General features: G+C 36.0%; 18 protein-coding genes and 2 tRNA genes. 11 read left to right on the top strand and 9 right to left on the bottom strand.

The genetic code is table 11. From position 1 onward, the window contains the following. Positions 1-73: 73 nt before the first annotated feature. Positions 74-148: transfer RNA gene (locus E0W69_RS13580), tRNA-Pro, on the bottom strand. Positions 149-316: 168 nt separating this feature from the next. Between E0W69_RS13580 and E0W69_RS13575 the strand changes: the two genes are divergently transcribed. From E0W69_RS13575 to E0W69_RS13550, 6 genes are all read left to right on the top strand, one after another. Beyond that, on the top strand, positions 317-1,567 hold the full coding sequence (locus tag E0W69_RS13575) for an ABC transporter permease (RefSeq protein ID WP_225321261.1): 1,251 nt from the start codon (positions 317-319) through the stop codon (positions 1,565-1,567). A gap of 61 nt (positions 1,568-1,628) precedes the next feature. Beyond that, a complete protein-coding gene (gene tsaD, locus E0W69_RS13570) occupies positions 1,629-2,648 on the top strand; it encodes a tRNA (adenosine(37)-N6)-threonylcarbamoyltransferase complex transferase subunit TsaD (protein WP_191967844.1) in 1,020 nt (339 codons plus the stop codon). A 45-nt stretch (positions 2,649-2,693) separates the two neighbouring features. After that, on the top strand, positions 2,694-3,224 hold the full coding sequence (locus tag E0W69_RS13565; RefSeq protein ID WP_131330589.1) for a lipocalin family protein: 531 nt from the start codon (positions 2,694-2,696) through the stop codon (positions 3,222-3,224). Positions 3,225-3,309: 85 nt separating this feature from the next. Next, the gene (gene folD / locus E0W69_RS13560) at positions 3,310-4,197 is read left to right on the top strand and encodes a bifunctional methylenetetrahydrofolate dehydrogenase/methenyltetrahydrofolate cyclohydrolase FolD (RefSeq protein ID WP_131330588.1); all 888 of its coding nucleotides are present in this window, start codon (positions 3,310-3,312) and stop codon (positions 4,195-4,197) included. 3 nt (positions 4,198-4,200) lie between these two features. Next, positions 4,201-4,854, top strand: a complete 654-nt coding sequence (locus E0W69_RS13555; RefSeq protein WP_225321260.1) for a 7-carboxy-7-deazaguanine synthase QueE — start codon at positions 4,201-4,203, stop codon at positions 4,852-4,854. A 40-nt stretch (positions 4,855-4,894) separates the two neighbouring features. Next, the gene (locus tag E0W69_RS13550) at positions 4,895-5,797 is read left to right on the top strand and encodes a PfkB family carbohydrate kinase (protein WP_131330586.1); all 903 of its coding nucleotides are present in this window, start codon (positions 4,895-4,897) and stop codon (positions 5,795-5,797) included. 81 nt (positions 5,798-5,878) lie between these two features. On the opposite strand, the gene E0W69_RS13545 is transcribed toward E0W69_RS13550, so the two are convergent. From E0W69_RS13545 to E0W69_RS13535, 3 genes are read right to left on the bottom strand one after another with little or no spacing between them, the layout of a single operon-like run. After that, complete coding sequence (locus tag E0W69_RS13545; RefSeq protein WP_131330585.1) at positions 5,879-6,280, bottom strand: DUF3037 domain-containing protein; 402 nt, start codon at positions 6,278-6,280, stop codon at positions 5,879-5,881. Next, positions 6,267-7,052: a HipA family kinase gene (locus E0W69_RS13540; protein ID WP_131330584.1), complete on the bottom strand. Its 786-nt coding sequence runs from the start codon at positions 7,050-7,052 to the stop codon at positions 6,267-6,269. The genes E0W69_RS13545 and E0W69_RS13540 overlap by 14 nt, the downstream gene beginning before the upstream one ends. A 4-nt stretch (positions 7,053-7,056) precedes the next feature. After that, positions 7,057-7,554, bottom strand: a complete 498-nt coding sequence (locus E0W69_RS13535; protein WP_131330583.1) for a 5' nucleotidase, NT5C type — start codon at positions 7,552-7,554, stop codon at positions 7,057-7,059. 140 nt (positions 7,555-7,694) lie between these two features. Between E0W69_RS13535 and E0W69_RS13530 the strand changes: the two genes are divergently transcribed. Continuing rightward, positions 7,695-8,462, top strand: a complete 768-nt coding sequence (locus E0W69_RS13530) for a hypothetical protein (RefSeq protein ID WP_131330582.1) — start codon at positions 7,695-7,697, stop codon at positions 8,460-8,462. A 53-nt stretch (positions 8,463-8,515) separates the two neighbouring features. After that, positions 8,516-8,589 (top strand) — tRNA-Val (locus E0W69_RS13525). A 22-nt stretch (positions 8,590-8,611) separates the two neighbouring features. On the opposite strand, the gene E0W69_RS13520 is transcribed toward E0W69_RS13525, so the two are convergent. Next, positions 8,612-9,697: a fatty acid desaturase gene (locus tag E0W69_RS13520; RefSeq protein ID WP_131330581.1), complete on the bottom strand. Its 1,086-nt coding sequence runs from the start codon at positions 9,695-9,697 to the stop codon at positions 8,612-8,614. 425 nt (positions 9,698-10,122) lie between these two features. On the opposite strand from E0W69_RS13520, the gene E0W69_RS13515 reads away from it, so the two are divergent. Then, a complete protein-coding gene (locus tag E0W69_RS13515; RefSeq protein WP_131330580.1) occupies positions 10,123-10,569 on the top strand; it encodes a hypothetical protein in 447 nt (148 codons plus the stop codon). On the opposite strand, the gene recG is transcribed toward E0W69_RS13515, so the two are convergent. Continuing rightward, positions 10,566-12,617 (bottom strand): ATP-dependent DNA helicase RecG, encoded by a 2,052-nt coding sequence (gene recG, locus E0W69_RS13510; RefSeq protein ID WP_255478243.1) that lies wholly within the window; start codon positions 12,615-12,617, stop codon positions 10,566-10,568. The genes E0W69_RS13515 and recG overlap by 4 nt on opposite strands. A gap of 75 nt (positions 12,618-12,692) precedes the next feature. Continuing rightward, the gene (locus tag E0W69_RS13505; protein ID WP_131330578.1) at positions 12,693-13,817 is read right to left on the bottom strand and encodes a 5-(carboxyamino)imidazole ribonucleotide synthase; all 1,125 of its coding nucleotides are present in this window, start codon (positions 13,815-13,817) and stop codon (positions 12,693-12,695) included. Positions 13,818-13,930: 113 nt separating this feature from the next. Here E0W69_RS13505 and E0W69_RS13500 point away from each other — a divergent pair, with 113 nt between their 5' ends. After that, positions 13,931-14,686: a L,D-transpeptidase family protein gene (locus E0W69_RS13500; protein WP_225321259.1), complete on the top strand. Its 756-nt coding sequence runs from the start codon at positions 13,931-13,933 to the stop codon at positions 14,684-14,686. Positions 14,687-14,694: 8 nt separating this feature from the next. Here E0W69_RS13500 and manA read toward each other — a convergent pair whose 3' ends face one another. After that, positions 14,695-15,912, bottom strand: coding sequence for a mannose-6-phosphate isomerase, class I (gene manA / locus E0W69_RS13495; protein WP_131330577.1), 1,218 nt, complete (start codon positions 15,910-15,912; stop codon positions 14,695-14,697). Between the two features lie 73 nt (positions 15,913-15,985). On the opposite strand from manA, the gene E0W69_RS13490 reads away from it, so the two are divergent. Beyond that, complete coding sequence (locus E0W69_RS13490) at positions 15,986-16,345, top strand: YraN family protein (protein ID WP_131330576.1); 360 nt, start codon at positions 15,986-15,988, stop codon at positions 16,343-16,345. 137 nt (positions 16,346-16,482) lie between these two features. On the opposite strand, the gene E0W69_RS13485 is transcribed toward E0W69_RS13490, so the two are convergent. After that, the gene (locus E0W69_RS13485; RefSeq protein WP_131330575.1) at positions 16,483-17,631 is read right to left on the bottom strand and encodes an amidohydrolase family protein; all 1,149 of its coding nucleotides are present in this window, start codon (positions 17,629-17,631) and stop codon (positions 16,483-16,485) included. Positions 17,632-17,674: the final 43 nt, after the last annotated feature.

The following is a 17,674-nucleotide window of genomic DNA, read 5'->3' as shown; positions in this document are numbered from 1 at the left end:
GTATTTGGTTGTCGATATAAAGCTAAACTATTTAAAATAGAAAAAGACAAATCTAAATGATTTGTCTTTTTAGTCGGGGCGGCAAGATTCGAACTTGCGACCTCCTGGTCCCAAACCAGGCGCGATAACCGGGCTACGCTACGCCCCGAATGCCCTTCCGCTTATCGCTTTGCGGGGTGCAAATATAGGGGTAAAATTTTATTTACAAAAAAATATTTCATTTTATTTTTTCTGCCATATATCCCAATATGTAACCGCTCAAATAAAACCAATATCAAAATGGGTATTTCTATGGATGAAATTCTAATTTTGAATTATGCGAAAGAAGCTAGCAATTATCTGGAACAGTTTTTTAATGGCCTTACAAGAGTTGAAGGTCAATAAACTGCGTACATTTCTTTCGTTATTTGGTATCACGATTGGTATTTTTTGTATTATAGGAGTGATGGCGTTGGTGGATAGTTTGAAGCAAAAAATTAAATCAGATATCGATGCTCTTGGTACCAATACCATTTTTATTGATAAATGGGAATATCTTAATTCTTCCGATTATCCCTGGTGGAAATTTGTCAATCGTCCTGCAGTAAAATATTCTGAATTAAAATTACTTCAAGAGCGTACCACATTGGCGAGCAATATTTGCTTTATGGATAATCAAACCGTTAACCTGCACTATAAAAATTTTCAATATAGCAATGTTAGTGTAAATGGCGTATCTGAAGATTTTAGCGTGATCCAAAAACTCAAGATTGGATATGGTCGTTATCTGAATAGAAATGAATTCGAACGGGGGAGCTCTGTTGGTGTGGTTGGATATGAAGTGGCGAGTCAATTATTTGGCGTTGCGCAGGCGGCGGTTGGGAAGGCGATTAATGTAGAAGGCAAAAGAATTAATATTATTGGCGTTCTCGAAAAACAAGGGAAAAGTATCGCACAGTTTTTTGACTATGATAATTCTGTGATTTTGGGATACTATTGTTATGCGAATATTTTTAATATCAATAATAACAATTCCTCTCCGGTATTGATTGTAATGGCAAAACCTGGCGTTTCCAATACTGCTTTGGTTGATGAATTACGTGGAGCGATGCGGCAAGTACGTAGATTGAGTCCGAGACAGTCAGATAATTTTGCCTTAAATGATATCAATGTACTCAGTAATAATACGGATAGTATTTTTTCTGCGATCAATTGGGGAGGTATTTTTATTGCCGGATTGTCTTTGGTTGTAGGAGTTTTTGGGGTAGCAAATATCATGTTTGTAACAGTAAAAGAACGAACAGGTCAGATTGGTTTGAAAAAAGCATTAGGCGCTAAAAGTGGCTCTATTTTGACCGAATTTTTGATAGAAAGTGCTTTTCTTTGTTCGCTTGGTGGAGCGATTGGACTTTTGTTAGTATTTATACTTTCCTTAATTTTAAGTGCATTTTTGCCTTTTCCCATATTTATCGCCGGTCATATTATTGTGATTGCCTTTACCATTTGTATCGTATTTGGCATACTTGCGGGAATTATTCCTGCCATGCAGGCCGCACGTCTGAATCCAGTTACTGCTATACGCAAATAAAAAAGCTTATATATCCTTCTCTAATTTTTGTCTAATTTTGCCAAATCAAAATCAGAATATTTTGGCAATAATTTTAGGAATAGAATCTTCTTGTGATGATACAAGTGCTGCTATTTGTATCGAAGGAAAAGTGGTTTCCAATGTAACAGCATCACAAAAAATACACGAACAATACGGCGGAGTCGTACCCGAATTGGCTAGTCGCGCCCATATTCAAAATATCGTTCCAGTGGTAGATACCGCTTTGAAAAAAGCAGAGATCTCCGCAAAAGATATTACCGCAATTGCCTTTACGCAAGCGCCAGGTTTGATAGGCAGTTTATTGGTAGGTAGTCAATTTGCCAAATCGATGGCGATGAGTTTGCAAGTACCATTAATCGCCGTTCACCACATGCAAGCACACGTTTTGGCCAATGTTATTCCATCAGGGGAGGAGTATTTGGATAAAAAACCGTCTTTTCCATTTTTGTGTTTGACGGTAAGTGGTGGTCATACGCAGATAGTAGTCGCACATAATCCTTTGCATTTGGAAGTTTTGGGTGAAACGATTGATGACGCAGCTGGCGAAGCGTTTGATAAAACAGCCAAAATTTTAGGTTTGCCTTATCCAGGAGGTCCTTTGATTGATAAATATGCAAAAGTGGGTGATCCACATAAATTCAAATTTGCAGAACCGCAAATTCCCGATTTGAATTTTAGTTTTAGTGGATTGAAAACATCTGTTTTATATTTTTTAAACAAACAAAAATTCGAAAATCCTCATTTTATTGAGGAAAATAAAGAGGACTTGTGCGCATCTGTTCAATTTACCATTATTGATATTTTAATAAAAAAATTGAAAAAAGCAGTTGCGCAGACAGGAATCAATCAAGTGTGTATCGCTGGTGGTGTAAGCGCAAATAGTGGTCTGCGTGAGACTTTAACCAAAGTAGGAGCGGAGTTAGGTTGGGAGACTTTTTGTCCACCATTCCAATATTGTACGGATAATGGAGGGATGATTGCTATTACCGGCTATTACAAATATTTGAGTGGTGAATTTGCAGATTTAAATATTAGTCCTACCGCAAGAGCGAAATGGTAAATTTGGCACTTTGCTTGCATATAAAGTATAACCTAAATTGAAAATATGAAAAAGAACAAATTTGTCCTTGCCCTATTAAGCATTGTGACGATCGGATTAATTTCTTGTTCCTCTGGACATAAAGTTGCAGGAGTGAACCTTGATGGAGATTATGTTTTAAATAATATTAGTTTTAGTGGTATTGATTCTGGTGGTGTTAAGAAAGAATATTTTGCAAAGGATACAGCTACGATTGTTCATTCTGTGTATTTGAATACATTAGTTTTTGATGATGCTGCCCCAAATTGTTTTGAAGGTAGCACATGGCATTTGCCATTCAATGGATATGGTAGTTATACGATTTCAGGAAATAGCAATTGTGGTCCTGGTCAAAGAAGTATCAACTGGTCTATTCGTACCGTAAACGGTCAGAGCCAATTTCGTTTCAAAGTTTTAAATGGTGCGAAAGCAAAAAAAATTACGGATGGTTATATTTTGAATATTGTAAATTCTACTACTTCAGGATTTACAGCTACGGAAGATATCAATGTAGATGGTCGTCCAGCGACTGTTACATTTAACTTTGTAAGACAATAAAGAAAACAAAAACAAATCCATAAACTTGGGGAAATAAGAATTGAATTTAAAATTCTTATTTCCCTTTTTTATCTTTGCACGCATCATGCAAATACTTGACGGAAAAATTGCTGCAGCTGCAGTAAAAGAAAATTTGAAAAAAGAAGTGGATATACTTCTTGCTCAAAATCGCAGAGCGCCTCATTTGGCGGTTATTCTTGTCGGAAATAATGGCGCGAGTGAAACGTATGTCGCAAGCAAACAAAAGAATTGCCACGAGATTGGTTTCATTTCTACGCTTATTCGATTGGATGAAAATGTTTCGGAAGAAGGACTTTTATCTGAAATTAAAAAGTTAAATGAAGATGCTAGTGTGGATGGTATTTTGGTACAATTGCCTTTACCAAAACATATTAGTGAGAAAAAAGTCATCGAAAGTATCAATCCTAATAAAGACGTGGATGGTTTTCATCCTGTAAGTGCGGGTAATTTGGTATTGGGTATTCCGACATTCATTCCTGCGACGCCTTATGGTATTATGTTGATGTTGGAGCATTACAATATTCCTACAAAAGGTAAACATGCGGTTGTTATCGGTCGTAGTAATATCGTTGGACGTCCGATGAGTATTTTGTTAAGTAGCAATTTGCCTCATGGTAATTGTACTGTAACGATTTGCCATTCACATACACCAAATTTGGAAGAAATCTGTGCGCAAGGGGATATCGTTGTTGCTGCATTGGGCAAACCAGGATTTGTAAAAGCAAATATGGTAAAAGATGGTGCGGTTATCATTGACGTAGGTATTACGCGTATTGAAGATGCTACAAAGAAAAAAGGATTTAGAATCAGTGGAGACGTTGATTTTGAAGAAGTAGCTCCGAAATCTTCTTATATCACACCAGTACCAGGTGGTGTAGGTTTGATGACCATCGCTGGATTATTAAAAAATACATTAGTTGCTTATAAAAAAGCAGAAGGGATAGAGGCGTAGTTGATGATAGAGAATATAGAAAAAAATACAACCACTCAGACGAGCATGCATTTGCCCGTGATGGAGTCCTTTTACACCATTCAAGGAGAAGGATTTTATCAAGGACATGCGGCGTATTTTATTCGTTTGGGTGGCTGTGACGTGGGGTGCGTTTGGTGTGATGTGAAGGATAGTTGGGATATAGACGCACATCCAAAATTTTCCATTGACCAAATTGTCGCTAAGGCATTGGAGGAAGTTGGTGGAGATCCGAAGAATATTATTGCGGTAATTACGGGTGGCGAGCCGTTGATGCATCCATTAGATGCTTTGACAGATGCGTTGCATCAAGTTGGTTTTCAGACAAATATTGAAACCTCAGGAGCACATCCTTTAAGTGGACATTTTGATTGGATCTGTCTTTCTCCCAAGAAATTCAAATTTGCATTGCCGGATGTAATTCAAGCAGCAAATGAGTTGAAAGTGATTATTTTCAATAAATCAGATTTTGCCTGGGCAGAAAAATATGCGGCAGAAGTAAATCCAGCATGCAAATTATATATACAACCAGAATGGAGCAAGCGTGCAGAGATGTTGCCATTGATGATCGATTATGTCAAAAGTAATCCTCAATGGGAAATCTGTTTGCAGATACACAAGTACATGGATATTCCATAGCGGAATCTGTGTATTATTTTCGATTTTTAAATTTTAGTTTATGTTTGATATATGTTGTGTCGGTCATATTACCATGGATAAAGTGGTAACGCCGAAAAGTGAAGTATTCATGCCAGGAGGAACGGCTTTTTATTTCTCCAAAGCATTACACAACATTGATCGTCAATTTGTTTTGGTGACAGCCATTGGTAAAAAAGATGAAAATGTCGTAACCAAATTGCGTAATAGTGGTATTGAAATTATTCAATTGCCAAGCGAGCACACGGTCTTTTTTGAAAATATTTATCCAGAAAATCAAGATATCCGTATCCAAAGAGTTTTGGAAAAAGCAGATCCATTTACCATTGATGGATTGAAAGATATACATGCGAAAATATTTCATCTTGGCTCCCTTTTAGCGGATGACTTTTCCGCTGATTTGATGGCATATTTGGCAGAAAAAGCAACGGTGTCTTTGGATGTACAAGGTTTATTACGCGAGGTGAGAGGGGTGGATGTTTTTCCCATTGATTGGAAAGAGAAAACAAATGCATTGCAACACGTTACTTATTTGAAAGCCAATGAATCTGAAATGGAAGTGCTTACAGGAACTTCAGATGTTACCGAGGGAGTGAAAATATTGTCAGATTGGGGCGTGAAAGAGGTGATAATTACCTTGGGAAGTATGGGCTCTGTCATCTATAGTGAAGACGAATTTCACCTTATTCCAGCCTTCGAACCTTTACAGATTATTGATGCAACAGGTTGCGGTGATACCTATATGGCTGGTTATTTATATTGTCGTGCAAAAGGATTGTCTATTGAGAAAGCTGGGGCATTTGCGGCTTCGATGGCGACTTTAAATATTGAAACTTCTGGTCCATTTGAAGGAACTGAGAAAGAAGTTTTGGCAAAAATAGATGCTGCAAAAAAGCGTTTTCCATCATTTGTGATTTCAGAATAAGAACGAACATAAAGCCAAAAGCGTAATGCAAAAAGCAGTTTTCTGCCTTAAGCATTACGCTTTTTGTTTTCAGCATTCAACTCATTCCTCCTCTCTTAAATATACATATTCTTCCATCAATTGATTGGTTATCAATTGCAAATCGTCACTATATCCAATATGGATCGGAGATAATTGCATTATATTACTACGAGCTGCGGTTAACCAACGAAATCTAGAAGGTGCATCCAAACTCGCAATCGGGCTTCTACTTTTTGCACCTGAGGCTATTTGTTGAAATGATTCCAATTGTTGTTTTATCAATTCTAATGGTGCATTTGGAAAAAAACACTGAATCCTTGCCGTATCCAAATGCCATTGCAGGTCGATAAAACGTTTTTGTTTGCAAAAAGTAATTACGCCGACATTGATAAATTCCCCACGTTCCACCTTAGGCATGTATCGGATGATCGCATATTCGTATAAATGTCTATTTTCTTGCATCCGTTGCCGCTTTTAGGAAATTGTCAGAATGGATTAATCTATTTTGTAAAAATTGGAAATATATATCCCTTAAATCCTGTGCTGGTGCATCCACATCTGGCCATTGTAACCAATCTTCGGGAATTGTATTGGTGATCGCTCGTAACAAATCATCGGTAAGGACTTGCTTTGCAAATGTATTGGTTGCTACTAATTCCGTGGCTTCTGGTAAAAGTACATGATCTTTTATTTGGATAAATGGCTTCTCTGATTGCTCTTTCCAATTATCCCAAGTATGGTGGAAATAAAGAGACGCTCCATTATCAATCAGCCACAATTCTTTTCTCCAAATCAACATATTGGTATTGCGCGATGTACGATCTACATTCATCAAAAATGCATCTAGCCAAACTATTTTGGATGCTAATGTTGCATCCACCGTAAATATCGCAGGATCAAATGTCAATGCTTGACTCAAAAAGTGCAAACCCAAATTTAAGCCTCGACTTGCTTTCAAAAGATCTTGAATCTCTTCATCGGGTTCCGCTCTGCCAAATCCTTCTTCTAGATTTGCAAATACCAATTCGGGTATCGGAATTTCTAATGCTTTGGCAATATGCCAACCGATTAATTCGGCAATCAACGCTTTTACTCCTTGACCTGCACCACGAAATTTGAGTACGTATTTGAATTCATCATCCGCCTCTGCAATTGCAGGTAAGGAACCTCCCTCGCGCAAAGGTGCTATATATCGAAGTACTTCGACTATTCTGATCGTCGGTAATGTGTACATGATTTTAATTTAATTGCCAATGGTCTTTTTCGGATAAATATTGCAAAATCGCGTTCCAATTTTCGAATGGTGCTTGTCCAAACCAAATATGTTCGCCTTCAAATTTGGATACGCCATGCACTTTGCGATCATCAATTAGATAATCTCCTTTTAAAAGACCTTTGTTGTGTGTCAAAATGAGCTTTTTCTTTAAAAGATTACCAAATTTTTCCTCAATCCAAATTCTTTTGTCGGAATAAGATTCGGGTAAAGTCCACATGGGGGTAGAAAGTACATAAAGTTCGTAATGCTCGGACAAGATTTCAACACTTTTCAATGCATCTTTTACTAAAGGAAGTTGTGCATAGAAATGTCTATTTTTATCTCTGATCCATTCTTTTACAAGTTCATTGTTTTCTACATTATCCAAATGCTCAATTTCATTTAATTCCTCCAATGCATGCGCAGAATAGTCTGCTAATACACCATCCATATCCAAATACAAAATTTTTTTGCTACTCATTTTCTTTTAAATGTCGTTCTCTTGCTATTTACAAAAATCCTAAAAAATATTAATAATACGTTTATAAAAAATGAATGAATTTACATTTAGCTTTGGTTGGTGATTTACTATTAAACCTATAAAAACAGAAGCTTATCCTTATGAAATTGTATAGGATTTATTTCTTCTCAATATTTCTTATTATTTCTGTTCAATTATTTGGACAAAATATCACCGGTGTTTATCGTAAAGTTTCTGGAACGGACAATGGCGATGAAATGGTCATAAAGAAAATATGCGACTATCTTTATATCTATACTGTTTTCAATAGAGATAGTAGTCGTTATTTTGATGGATTTGCACATTTTGGTTTACTAAATCTTATCAATTCTCATAGATTTTATGGAAAAATAAATGATGTGGGATATCTTTTGGATGTTTCTCAGATGAAAAATGATCAACTTTCTATCACCTACACGACTAATAGTCATTGGAAAAATCAAACGACAAAGAGTAAGGATATTTATCAAAAGACAAAAGACGCAAAATATGGATTGAGCATATTTGATCATCTGGACTATTACCTTAAAGGGATCAATACATATGATATGTATTACGCTTTTGAAAATGGACGAACTATGGACGTGTTTAATCTACCATTTGAATGTAAAGCACACTCAATTGCTATTCAGAAAGGTGATTCATTAAAAGTATTTCCAATTCCAAATCTAATGGATGTTGAAAAAAATGCAGATGCTGTTTATTTCGTTGAATTACAACATAGAGATCAAAAAACGGCCTATTGGATTATGCCAACAAAGAAACATCCCATTTTAGCATACTATCCAGAAAAAGGACCATGGAAATTTCAATATTCGAAAAGGTCTGATGGTTCAAAATTTACTACAGATACAAGTAAGATTCATTAGTATAAATTGCGAATTTGGTAATGTGACAAATTACAATATATTTGCAGCCTTACGGGATATTGGCGCAGTTGGTTAGCGCGCTTCCTTGACATGGAAGAGGTCAGCAGTTCGAGTCTGCTATATCCCACTTTCTGAACTAAAAAAAGTACCTAGTTAGGTACTTTTTTTAGTTTTAACGACAATAATTTTTGTCTTTGTTTTGCTTCTTTTTTTTCTTGTAAGTACGGGAGGTAATATTTTTTATAAAATCTTTTTTTGTCATCTTTATATTGAGAGATGGCTCCGATAGTATACATCATTTTGATATAATACCAAGCTAGGTCTACTTGTAGTGGTTTGAATCCACTTCTCGCACTTTTGGGATAAAGATGATGGTTATTGTGCCATTCTCCAGCGACGATTCCTGGCCATAGTTGATTGATGGAACGGTCTTTATGATTATAATCTACGCCATGTTTTTGTTTGTCCTTTCCTTTACCATGTCCTTCATAATTATACGTACGAACACCAATTGCCCAAAAACCAGCGGCACCAAAAATCGTTACAGCCAAACTATTACCCCCAATTAGATAAAACACTATATACCAAAATGACCAATTAATCAACCATAATGCAATGGATCTCCAAGGATGAGCATAAGATCCCCATTTTAAATATTGCTCATAAGTATTTGCATGGACACCCGTATGTTTCATAAGAGAAACTACTCTTTGATAATCTTCTTTGGACAGATTTTTTGCAATCGGCTGGTGATTAACATCTGCTAAAAAACAATATAAAAATCCGCCTTCCGCATTGTAAGGATCTCCTGGCGTGTCAGATTTAGAATGATGTACATGGTGTGAAATGGCATATATTTCTTCCGGAATGACAGATATTGTTAGGTTTTGCGTTATAAAACGCCAAAATTTATTGCGAAATGTATATGCGCCATGCGTACAATAACGGTGATGCCATATCGTCCCATGTGTACCCATGGCGATCATTCCATATACGAAAGCAATTATAAAATTGAACCAAGTTAGATATTCAAATAGAAATACTATAAAAAAGGAAGCTAATAAAATTGCGCGAGACCAACCGAAAAATGGAAGCCAATTTTTTCTGGATTTAAAAATATTTAATCTAGAAAAAAATTCCTGAAATAATTGTTTGGAAGAAGGTACAATTAAGTCGCCTTCCTTATCCTTCCATCCGTAAGAGGGCTCTTGCAATACTGTATCTAAAAATGACATTGACTGAATAATTTGCATAACCGCACAGCCTAGGCTTCTTGTGACCTAAGAAATGAAGTGTGATTAAAGTTAAAAATGGAATTAATAAGGATTTAATCCCTTTGATATAAAAAATAAATTTTCAGTTGGCCAAACTTATAACTCAGGTTATATATTCAAAAGAAGGAAAATGGAACGTATTAACTCAAATACGTAAAGAAAATATTGTGTAAACGATTTTTACAGATGATTTTAAATTGAACTAGTACAATTGATTACATAATATTCTTAATACTCGATGAAAATACAGTTTAATATTGGTAAATATCAAATGCTTGGAATAAAAGGGAAATATTAACATTTATTATGAGTTAGCTCAAATTATTTTAACAGAAAGTAACGACCAATGCTTTGGCGATCTATTTTTGTACAATATTTTTTTTCTGATGAAAAATTTTAAATTTTACTTGATAGCACAATTGGTGCTTTCAATTATTTCTGGGGTATTGGTCTCTCAAATGTCTTTTATCGGACGTATGGGAATAAATATTGCCTACAAAGAATATAGTGTATTCAAAAGTTGGTGGCAAACGGCTGCGATATTTTTTGCTATTCAAATGTTTTTGACACTATTGCAATGGATCGTCAAACTAAAAGCACCTGCAAATAAATCTAATATGGTTTATGGATTATTGATGATTATTGCCTTAGTGGGATTGTATGCGACATATTCAGACTTTACTCATACATTTTCGCACAAACTATTAAAGGAAAAATTCCATTTAGGATTTTATCTTTTTTGGATTGCTTGGATGATTGGTAATGTATATTTCTTGATGACCAAGCCAAAAGATGGGATTCCTTTGGAAACACAGAATTTGAATAAAATTTAAGAAATTTTACTCCAGCCTGTTTTCCCTTTTTGCGTAGCGAGAAATATTTTGAGTGGTTGATTTTCAGGTTGTATTAATTGTTCGTCTTCTTCTAATAGAGATTCCGCATATTGTTTGGCAACTTCCAAAATTGCTTTGTCTTCCACGATGCTAGCAATTTTGAAATTCAATGCACCGCTTTGTCTTGTTCCTTCAATATCTCCCGGCCCTCTGAGTTCAAGATCTTTTTCGGCGATTTTAAAACCGTCATTGGTGTCGCACATGATTTTTATTCGTTCGCGAGCATCATTACTTAATTTGGAACCAGTAATTAAAATACAATAACTTTTTTCACTACCACGACCAACGCGGCCACGCAACTGGTGCAATTGTGATAGTCCAAATTTTTCGGTACTTTCAATGACCATTACGCTTGCATTGGGAACATTTACCCCAACTTCAATTACCGTTGTACTGACCATAATCTGCGTATTACCGGTAACGAACCGTTGCATATTGGTTTCTTTCTCTTCTGGTGTCTGACGACCATGCACCATCGAAATTAAGTATTTGGGTTCTGGAAAATAGCTTTTCACTTGCTCATAACCTTGCATTAAATCCTCGTAACTCAATTTTTCACTTTCCTCAATTAATGGGTAAATGATATATGCTTGACGACCAAGCGCAATTTCCGACCGAATAAAGTCCATTACACTAGCACGGCGCATTTCGTTACGGTGTACTGTAAGAATAGGCTTACGACCAGGAGGTAACTCGTCAATGACACTATAGTCTAAATCTCCATACGCTGTCATAGCGAGCGTTCTAGGAATTGGCGTTGCCGTCATGACTAGGATATGCGGTGGTAAAATATTTTTTTTCCATAGTTTGGCACGCTGTGCAACGCCAAATTTATGTTGCTCATCGACTACAGCTAAACCAAGATTTTTAAACTGAACTTTATCTTCTATAATTGCGTGGGTACCGACTAGCAAATGTATTTCTCCATTTTCTAGTCCTGCTGCGATTTCTCGACGTTCTTTTGTTTTTGTACTTCCGGTAAGTATTCGAATATTGATAGGCAAATTTTTGAGTAAATCACTCAAACCTTGAAAATGTTGACGAGCCAATATTTCAGTTGGAGCCATCAAGCAACTTTGAAAACCATTGTCCGCCGCTAATAACATAGAAAGTAATGCAACTATAGTTTTGCCACTACCAACATCACCTTGCACGAGTCGATTCATCTGAGCACCTCGAGCTGTGTCTTGGCGTATTTCTTTAAACACACGTTTCTGCGCACCTGTTAATTCAAAAGGTAAATAAGTATTATAAAAATTATTAAAAATATCTCCAACCGTTTTGAATAAAAATCCTTTGCTGGTACGATGTCGCTGCATTCGGATCAATCCTAGACGGATCTGCGCAATGTATAGTTCTTCGAATTTTAGCCTACGTAATGCTTCTTGATATTGATTTAAATCCTCAGGGAAATGAATTTTCCTAAATGCTTCAAATCGAGAAAGTAATCTTAATGCATTTACAGTAGATTGGGGTAGGTTTTCTGGTATATGAATGGGCTGAATCTGTAGGAACAAACTTTCCATTATTTTACCCAATAGTTTACCATTAATACCGCGTGCTTTTAATTTTTCAGTCGTTGGATAAATGGGTTCTAGATGACTTTTAGATTCTACAGTATTGGGATTACTAGCTTCAATCTCTGGATGAGAGATTTGCATTTTCCCATTAAAAAAAGAAATTTTTCCAAATACTTTGTAAGTACTTCCTTCTATCAAAACTTTTTGAATCCAAGTAATTCCCTGAAACCAAATAAGTTCTATTTCGCCCGTACCATCTTGTAAATAGGCTACAAGTCGCTTGCCTCGTTTCTCGCCAATTAAAGCGATGTGGGTAATTTTTCCAACAACTTGTACATAGTCTGATTGAAAATCAATCTCACTAATACGTAATATCTGCGTCTTATCTATGTGTCGTAGCGGAAAATAAGTCAATAAATCTCCGTACGTAAATAGTTGTAGTTCTTTACGAAGTAAGTCGGCTCTGATGGGGCCGACTCCTTTGAGATAATCTAACGAAGTATCTAATATGTTGCTATGAGATTCTATAGTTTAATCCAATTTTTACTCTGCAATTACTTTCAAAGTATTTTTTACTTTATTGGCACGAAAGGTTAATTCGGCTACATCATTACCCAAAATCGTAACGTGTCCCATCTTGCGACCAGGTTTGGTTACTTCTTTTCCATAAAGATGTACAAATACATTTGGCATTCTTAAAACCTCATGCAAACCTTCATATTTCGCAATGCCAGTATATCCTGGTTCGCCCAAAAGATTTACAATAGAGGAAGGCATAATTGGATCTGTATTTCCCAATGGGTATTGCAATAAAATACGCCAAATCATATCAAATTGACTAGAATAGTTGCCTTCGATGGTGTGGTGTCCACTATTGTGTACGCGTGGTGCAGTTTCATTTACCCAAACATCATTGTTCGTATCCAAAAACATTTCTACGGCAAATAAACCAGGGCTTTTAAATTCTGTAGCGACACGACGTGCGATAGCTTCCGCTTTCCACAAAGTTTCTTTTTGCAATCTTGCCGGGCTTATTTGATAACTCAAAAGATTCAAAACTGGATCTGCAACCATTTCTGCAGGTGGATATATCACAATCTCACCGTTATCCGCAACGGCAACAGATATCGCAATTTCTTTAGCAATAAGTACTTCTTTTTCCAATACAGATGGAGCATCGAAACCTTTGTCCATATCTGCAGTTGTATGGATGACTTGAACGCCTTTGCCATCGTAGCCACCTTCACCAATTTTATGAACTGCAGGCAAAAAGTCTGCATGTTGGCGCAATTCTGCTAAGTTTTGCGTGATGACATATTTAGGAGAAGGAATATTATTTTTTGCGTAAAATTCCTTTTGGGTGATTTTGTTTTTGATGGTGCGGAGGGCTGAAGTGTGTGGATAAACTTTTACACCTTCTTTTTCCAATGCTTCCAATGCGTCAATATTAACTGCTTCAATTTCAATGGTGATGGCATCCAAACCTTTACCAAAATTGTAGACATCATCGTAATTTTGGATATTTCCTTTTACGAAATGTGTACAAAGATGTGCTGATGGACAGTTTTCATCATTTTCCAATATGAAAGTCTCTACGACATAATTTGCTGCCGCTTGTAAAAGCATCCTGCCTAATTGGCCACCGCCAAGTATTCCTATCTTTTGCATAATAAAATTAGTGGGACGAAGGTAATCAATTCAGATATTTTAAGCCGGCATAAGTTTTCCAACTTTAACGAGAATTGTGCATTAAAAATGTTGAAATCTTTTATTTTTGGTAAATGAATAAGATCGTTGCGCTCGTTTTCTCTTTCGTTTTTATATATGGTGCAAATGCACAAACTTTAATCGCAGATGGACAAGGTACATCCACAGGTATGACCAATCGTCTCAAAACATTGGAAACTAAAATGCGAAAAGATTTTGATAGTTTGGGTATTCAATGGCCTATCAAAGAAGTTTATTTTCGTTCTTTTAAATACGATGGACAATTAGAAGTGTGGGTGAGAGACAGCGATACGATGCCATTCAAATTATACAAAACCTACAAAGTGTGCGCAATGGCAGGCTCCATGGGGCCGAAAAGAGTAGAAGGAGACTTTCAAGTACCTGAAGGATTTTATTATATATCCGAATTTAACCCTCGAAGCGAATATCATCTTTCTTTAAAACTTAATTATCCCAATGAATCTGATCGTGTATTAAGCGACCAAGTCTCTCCGGGTGGTCGTATTTATATACATGGTAGTTGCGTTACGGTTGGCTGTATTCCTTTGAGAGATGAACAGATTGAAGAAGTGTATTTGATTGCAGCATCAGCGCGTAGATATGGACAAAATTATATTCCCGTACATATATTTCCAGTACGATTTAATAACAAGAAAAGTTTGCAATATTTATACAAATCCTCCAAAGAAGATCTAGAATTGCAAAGATTTGAAGTGGGAATAAAAGAAGCGTACGATTATTTCAATGAGAACAAAAAAATTCCCCTTATCGGAATTAACCAAAAAGGGGATTATATGGTATTGAATTAACGTAAAAATTATAATTCAGGTACAAATGCTTTGAACGCAATTGTATTTTCTTGTGCTGCGGTGATCGTATATTCTGTATTAGAAAGGATTGCTGCAGCATTTCCTTTTTCTAAAATCAAAGTTTGATCACCAGATTGCAAGCTTATTTTTCCTTGTTCGACAAAGTAGATTTCCAAAGAAAAACTAGTTGAACTAATTGTTTGCTCATTTTTCAAACGCAACATGGACAATCCGAAATCCGGAACTGGGCATGGAAAATTAATTTCTCCAAAAGTATCTAGACTTGCTGCCATTACGTTAGGAGTCACGCCAACGAAACTTGTGTGTTTCAATAATTCAGGTACGTCGACATGTTTAGGGGTTAATCCACCACGCAAAACGTTGTCGCTATTCGCCATCAATTCCATATTTTGACCTTCTAAATACGCATGTGGAATGCCCGCAGCTTGGAATACCGCCTCGCCTGGATTCGCTTTTACAATATTGAAAAAGTAAATCGAGAAAATTCCTTTGTCGATATTTGATTTTGGATTTTCATTTTCATATAATTTGGCAACCCACCAACCCGGCAAAGAACGATCAAGCGCGCCAGCTTTTTTGTTCGCCAATTCGCGTTCAATGATGGGAAATAAAATTTTATCTGCTTCCTCAGTGGACAATTCCATTACTTTTTGATACAAAGCTTTGTAATCGCCTTCTCCAAATGTAGAAGCAAATTGATTAAATTCTGGTACCGATTGTAATACGTTTTTCAATTTTTCTTCACTCAAAAAACCATGCAATAACCAAAATTCACTCAATGCAACCATTACCTCTGGTTTGTGATTACGGTCTTTGTAATTCCTAGTTGGATCAGCAATAGAAATACCTTTTGTATTCTCTGCATCAAACCCTTTTTCTGCTTCGGATTTGGAAGGATGTACTTGGATAGATAACATCTCATTGACATCCAATACTTTGAATAAATAAGGTAATTCACCAAAACGATTCCAAACTTTTTCGCCTACTGTTTTTGCAGGATCGGAAGTTATGATTTTGTTCAAAGCCTCGTCGTTGTTCAAGTCAATTGCAGGAGCTTTGGGATGCGCCCCCATCCAATATTCTGCCCAAGGCTGATGCTCTGGATTTTCTTTATGTAACAATTCGGGTAAAAAACTAAATCCACCCCAAGCGTAATTTTGAACTACACCTTTTATCGGAAAAATACTTTGCAGTTTATTTGACATCCTTGTTAAATTTGGTGACCAAAATACCAATTTTAATTGTAATTCATCTGTTAATACCCAAAATTTCCCAGAAATGACGCAACATAATATAACCATTGGCGCAAGAGGAGAAGCGTTTGCTGTCGATTATTTATTGGAAAATGGATTTCAGATTTTGGAAAAAAATTGGCGTTTCCAACATAAGGAGGTTGATATTATCTGTACAAAAGCAGATATTTTACATTTTGTAGAAGTAAAAACACGAACAAATACAAAATTTGGTTTGCCTGAGTCAAGCGTTTCAGTAGCTAAAATGAAATATTTGAAAGAAGCTGCAGAGCAATATCAATTGGAATATCCAGAATGGAAGAAAATACAATTTAATGTTATCGCGATTTTGCTAAATGGCGAAATTGTGAAGGAATTGTATGTAAATTGGGATGTGTATTTTTAATTAAAGTTTATCACATATTCGCAACTGGCGCAAGTATTAGCGGAGCGGTGCTTGTGTCGATTGAAACCGTCGGTTCTATTGAAAATAGTTCATGAGCTGCTGAAATCATATTTCCCATTTCAAATTTCTAGATAGCTTTAATACAATTTTTTAATGGTTTGAAAATCTTTGGAAATTAAATTAATTCCGGGCTTTTTTCCGATGGAAAAAGTGCCTAATTGTTCCTGCATTCCTAATGCTGCCGCTCCATTGCTCGTTGCCCATTGTAAATATTCTTCTTGTGGAATATTGGGAAAGTGTTTTTGAAGACGATGAATTTCAGACAAGATATTCAAACTATAATTGCTCGCAATACTATCCGTGCCTAGTGTGATTTTGACTCTGTTTTTACGTAAAACATCAACGGGTGGAATGGTACGTTCAATATACCAATTGGCATTTGGACAAAGTGTCCAATAGATTTGTTGATGAGTGTTTTTGGCTTGATTTTCCGCAAATTGAATATCAGATTCCGAAGTAAAACTATTGTGAACTAAAAGAATTTGTGATGGTTTGTTCAAATAGGGAAGTACGGATTGCAAACTTGTTTTTCCCGTAGGTTGGAAAAAGTCAATATTCGCATTCATTTTTTTATATAAATCCAAAAACACGCCTTCTTTTTTTTCATATAAAAGATTCTCGTCGGGTGTTTCTTCATTGTGTATAGAAATGATTTTGTCTTGTGAATAGGCATTTATTTTTTCAAATAAATCTTTAGAAACAGAATATGGCGCATGCGGAACGATGGATGTTGCTCCTGTTTTTTCAAATTGAGCAGCAATTTTTTCTCCATTTTCAAATCTTGGACTTGCTTGTTCGGGTAAAAATCCTGCTAATTCAATAAAATTTTGAAATTCTAAATTTGAATTTGTTTTTGCATCCAAACTATGCGTTGTATTGCAAATATCTCCAACTGCAACAATGCCATTTTTCTGCATTTCTTCCAATGCAGAGGCACAAGCCGATTTAATTTCCTCTTCTGAATATTGGCGCAATTGCATGATTTTTCCGACAAATCCCATCAATCCTGTCGCTTCTGGAATCACATTTTTCATGTGACTCAACTCCGTATGACAATGGCAATTGATAAATCCAGGCGTCAATATTCCCTCAAAATGCTGTACATTTTCAATTCCATTTTTATCAATAATATCAAGAATAATTCCATCCTCAATAACCAAAGCTTTTTCGATCAACCATTTAAAACCATCGAATATTTTATCTGCCGAAATAATATTTTTTGCCATAAACTTCCCATTTTTCCAATTGCAAATGTAATGCTGTTCTGTT

It is taken from the genome of Rhizosphaericola mali (genome assembly GCF_004337365.2).
Taxonomy (GTDB): domain Bacteria; phylum Bacteroidota; class Bacteroidia; order Chitinophagales; family Chitinophagaceae; genus Rhizosphaericola; species Rhizosphaericola mali.
Note: the sequence above shows the minus strand (reverse complement) of the source record. Positions and strands in the feature narration are given on the sequence as shown.

What these genes read in the sequence shown, in the direction of transcription:
- E0W69_RS13575 (WP_225321261.1), top strand. Translation starts at nt 317, where the DNA reads ATGCGAAAGAAGCTAGCAATTATCTGGAACAGTTTTTTAATGGCCTTA.
- E0W69_RS13565 (WP_131330589.1), top strand. Translation starts at nt 2,694, where the DNA reads ATGAAAAAGAACAAATTTGTCCTTGCCCTATTAAGCATTGTGACGATC.
- folD (WP_131330588.1), top strand. Translation starts at nt 3,310, where the DNA reads ATGCAAATACTTGACGGAAAAATTGCTGCAGCTGCAGTAAAAGAAAAT.
- E0W69_RS13555 (WP_225321260.1), top strand. Translation starts at nt 4,201, where the DNA reads ATGATAGAGAATATAGAAAAAAATACAACCACTCAGACGAGCATGCAT.
- E0W69_RS13550 (WP_131330586.1), top strand. Translation starts at nt 4,895, where the DNA reads ATGTTTGATATATGTTGTGTCGGTCATATTACCATGGATAAAGTGGTA.
- E0W69_RS13545 (WP_131330585.1), bottom strand. Translation starts at nt 6,280, where the DNA reads ATGCAAGAAAATAGACATTTATACGAATATGCGATCATCCGATACATG.
- E0W69_RS13540 (WP_131330584.1), bottom strand. Translation starts at nt 7,052, where the DNA reads ATGTACACATTACCGACGATCAGAATAGTCGAAGTACTTCGATATATA.
- E0W69_RS13535 (WP_131330583.1), bottom strand. Translation starts at nt 7,554, where the DNA reads ATGAGTAGCAAAAAAATTTTGTATTTGGATATGGATGGTGTATTAGCA.
- E0W69_RS13530 (WP_131330582.1), top strand. Translation starts at nt 7,695, where the DNA reads ATGAAATTGTATAGGATTTATTTCTTCTCAATATTTCTTATTATTTCT.
- E0W69_RS13520 (WP_131330581.1), bottom strand. Translation starts at nt 9,697, where the DNA reads ATGTCATTTTTAGATACAGTATTGCAAGAGCCCTCTTACGGATGGAAG.
- E0W69_RS13515 (WP_131330580.1), top strand. Translation starts at nt 10,123, where the DNA reads ATGAAAAATTTTAAATTTTACTTGATAGCACAATTGGTGCTTTCAATT.
- E0W69_RS13505 (WP_131330578.1), bottom strand. Translation starts at nt 13,817, where the DNA reads ATGCAAAAGATAGGAATACTTGGCGGTGGCCAATTAGGCAGGATGCTT.
- E0W69_RS13500 (WP_225321259.1), top strand. Translation starts at nt 13,931, where the DNA reads ATGAATAAGATCGTTGCGCTCGTTTTCTCTTTCGTTTTTATATATGGT.
- manA (WP_131330577.1), bottom strand. Translation starts at nt 15,912, where the DNA reads ATGTCAAATAAACTGCAAAGTATTTTTCCGATAAAAGGTGTAGTTCAA.
- E0W69_RS13490 (WP_131330576.1), top strand. Translation starts at nt 15,986, where the DNA reads ATGACGCAACATAATATAACCATTGGCGCAAGAGGAGAAGCGTTTGCT.
- E0W69_RS13485 (WP_131330575.1), bottom strand. Translation starts at nt 17,631, where the DNA reads ATGGCAAAAAATATTATTTCGGCAGATAAAATATTCGATGGTTTTAAA.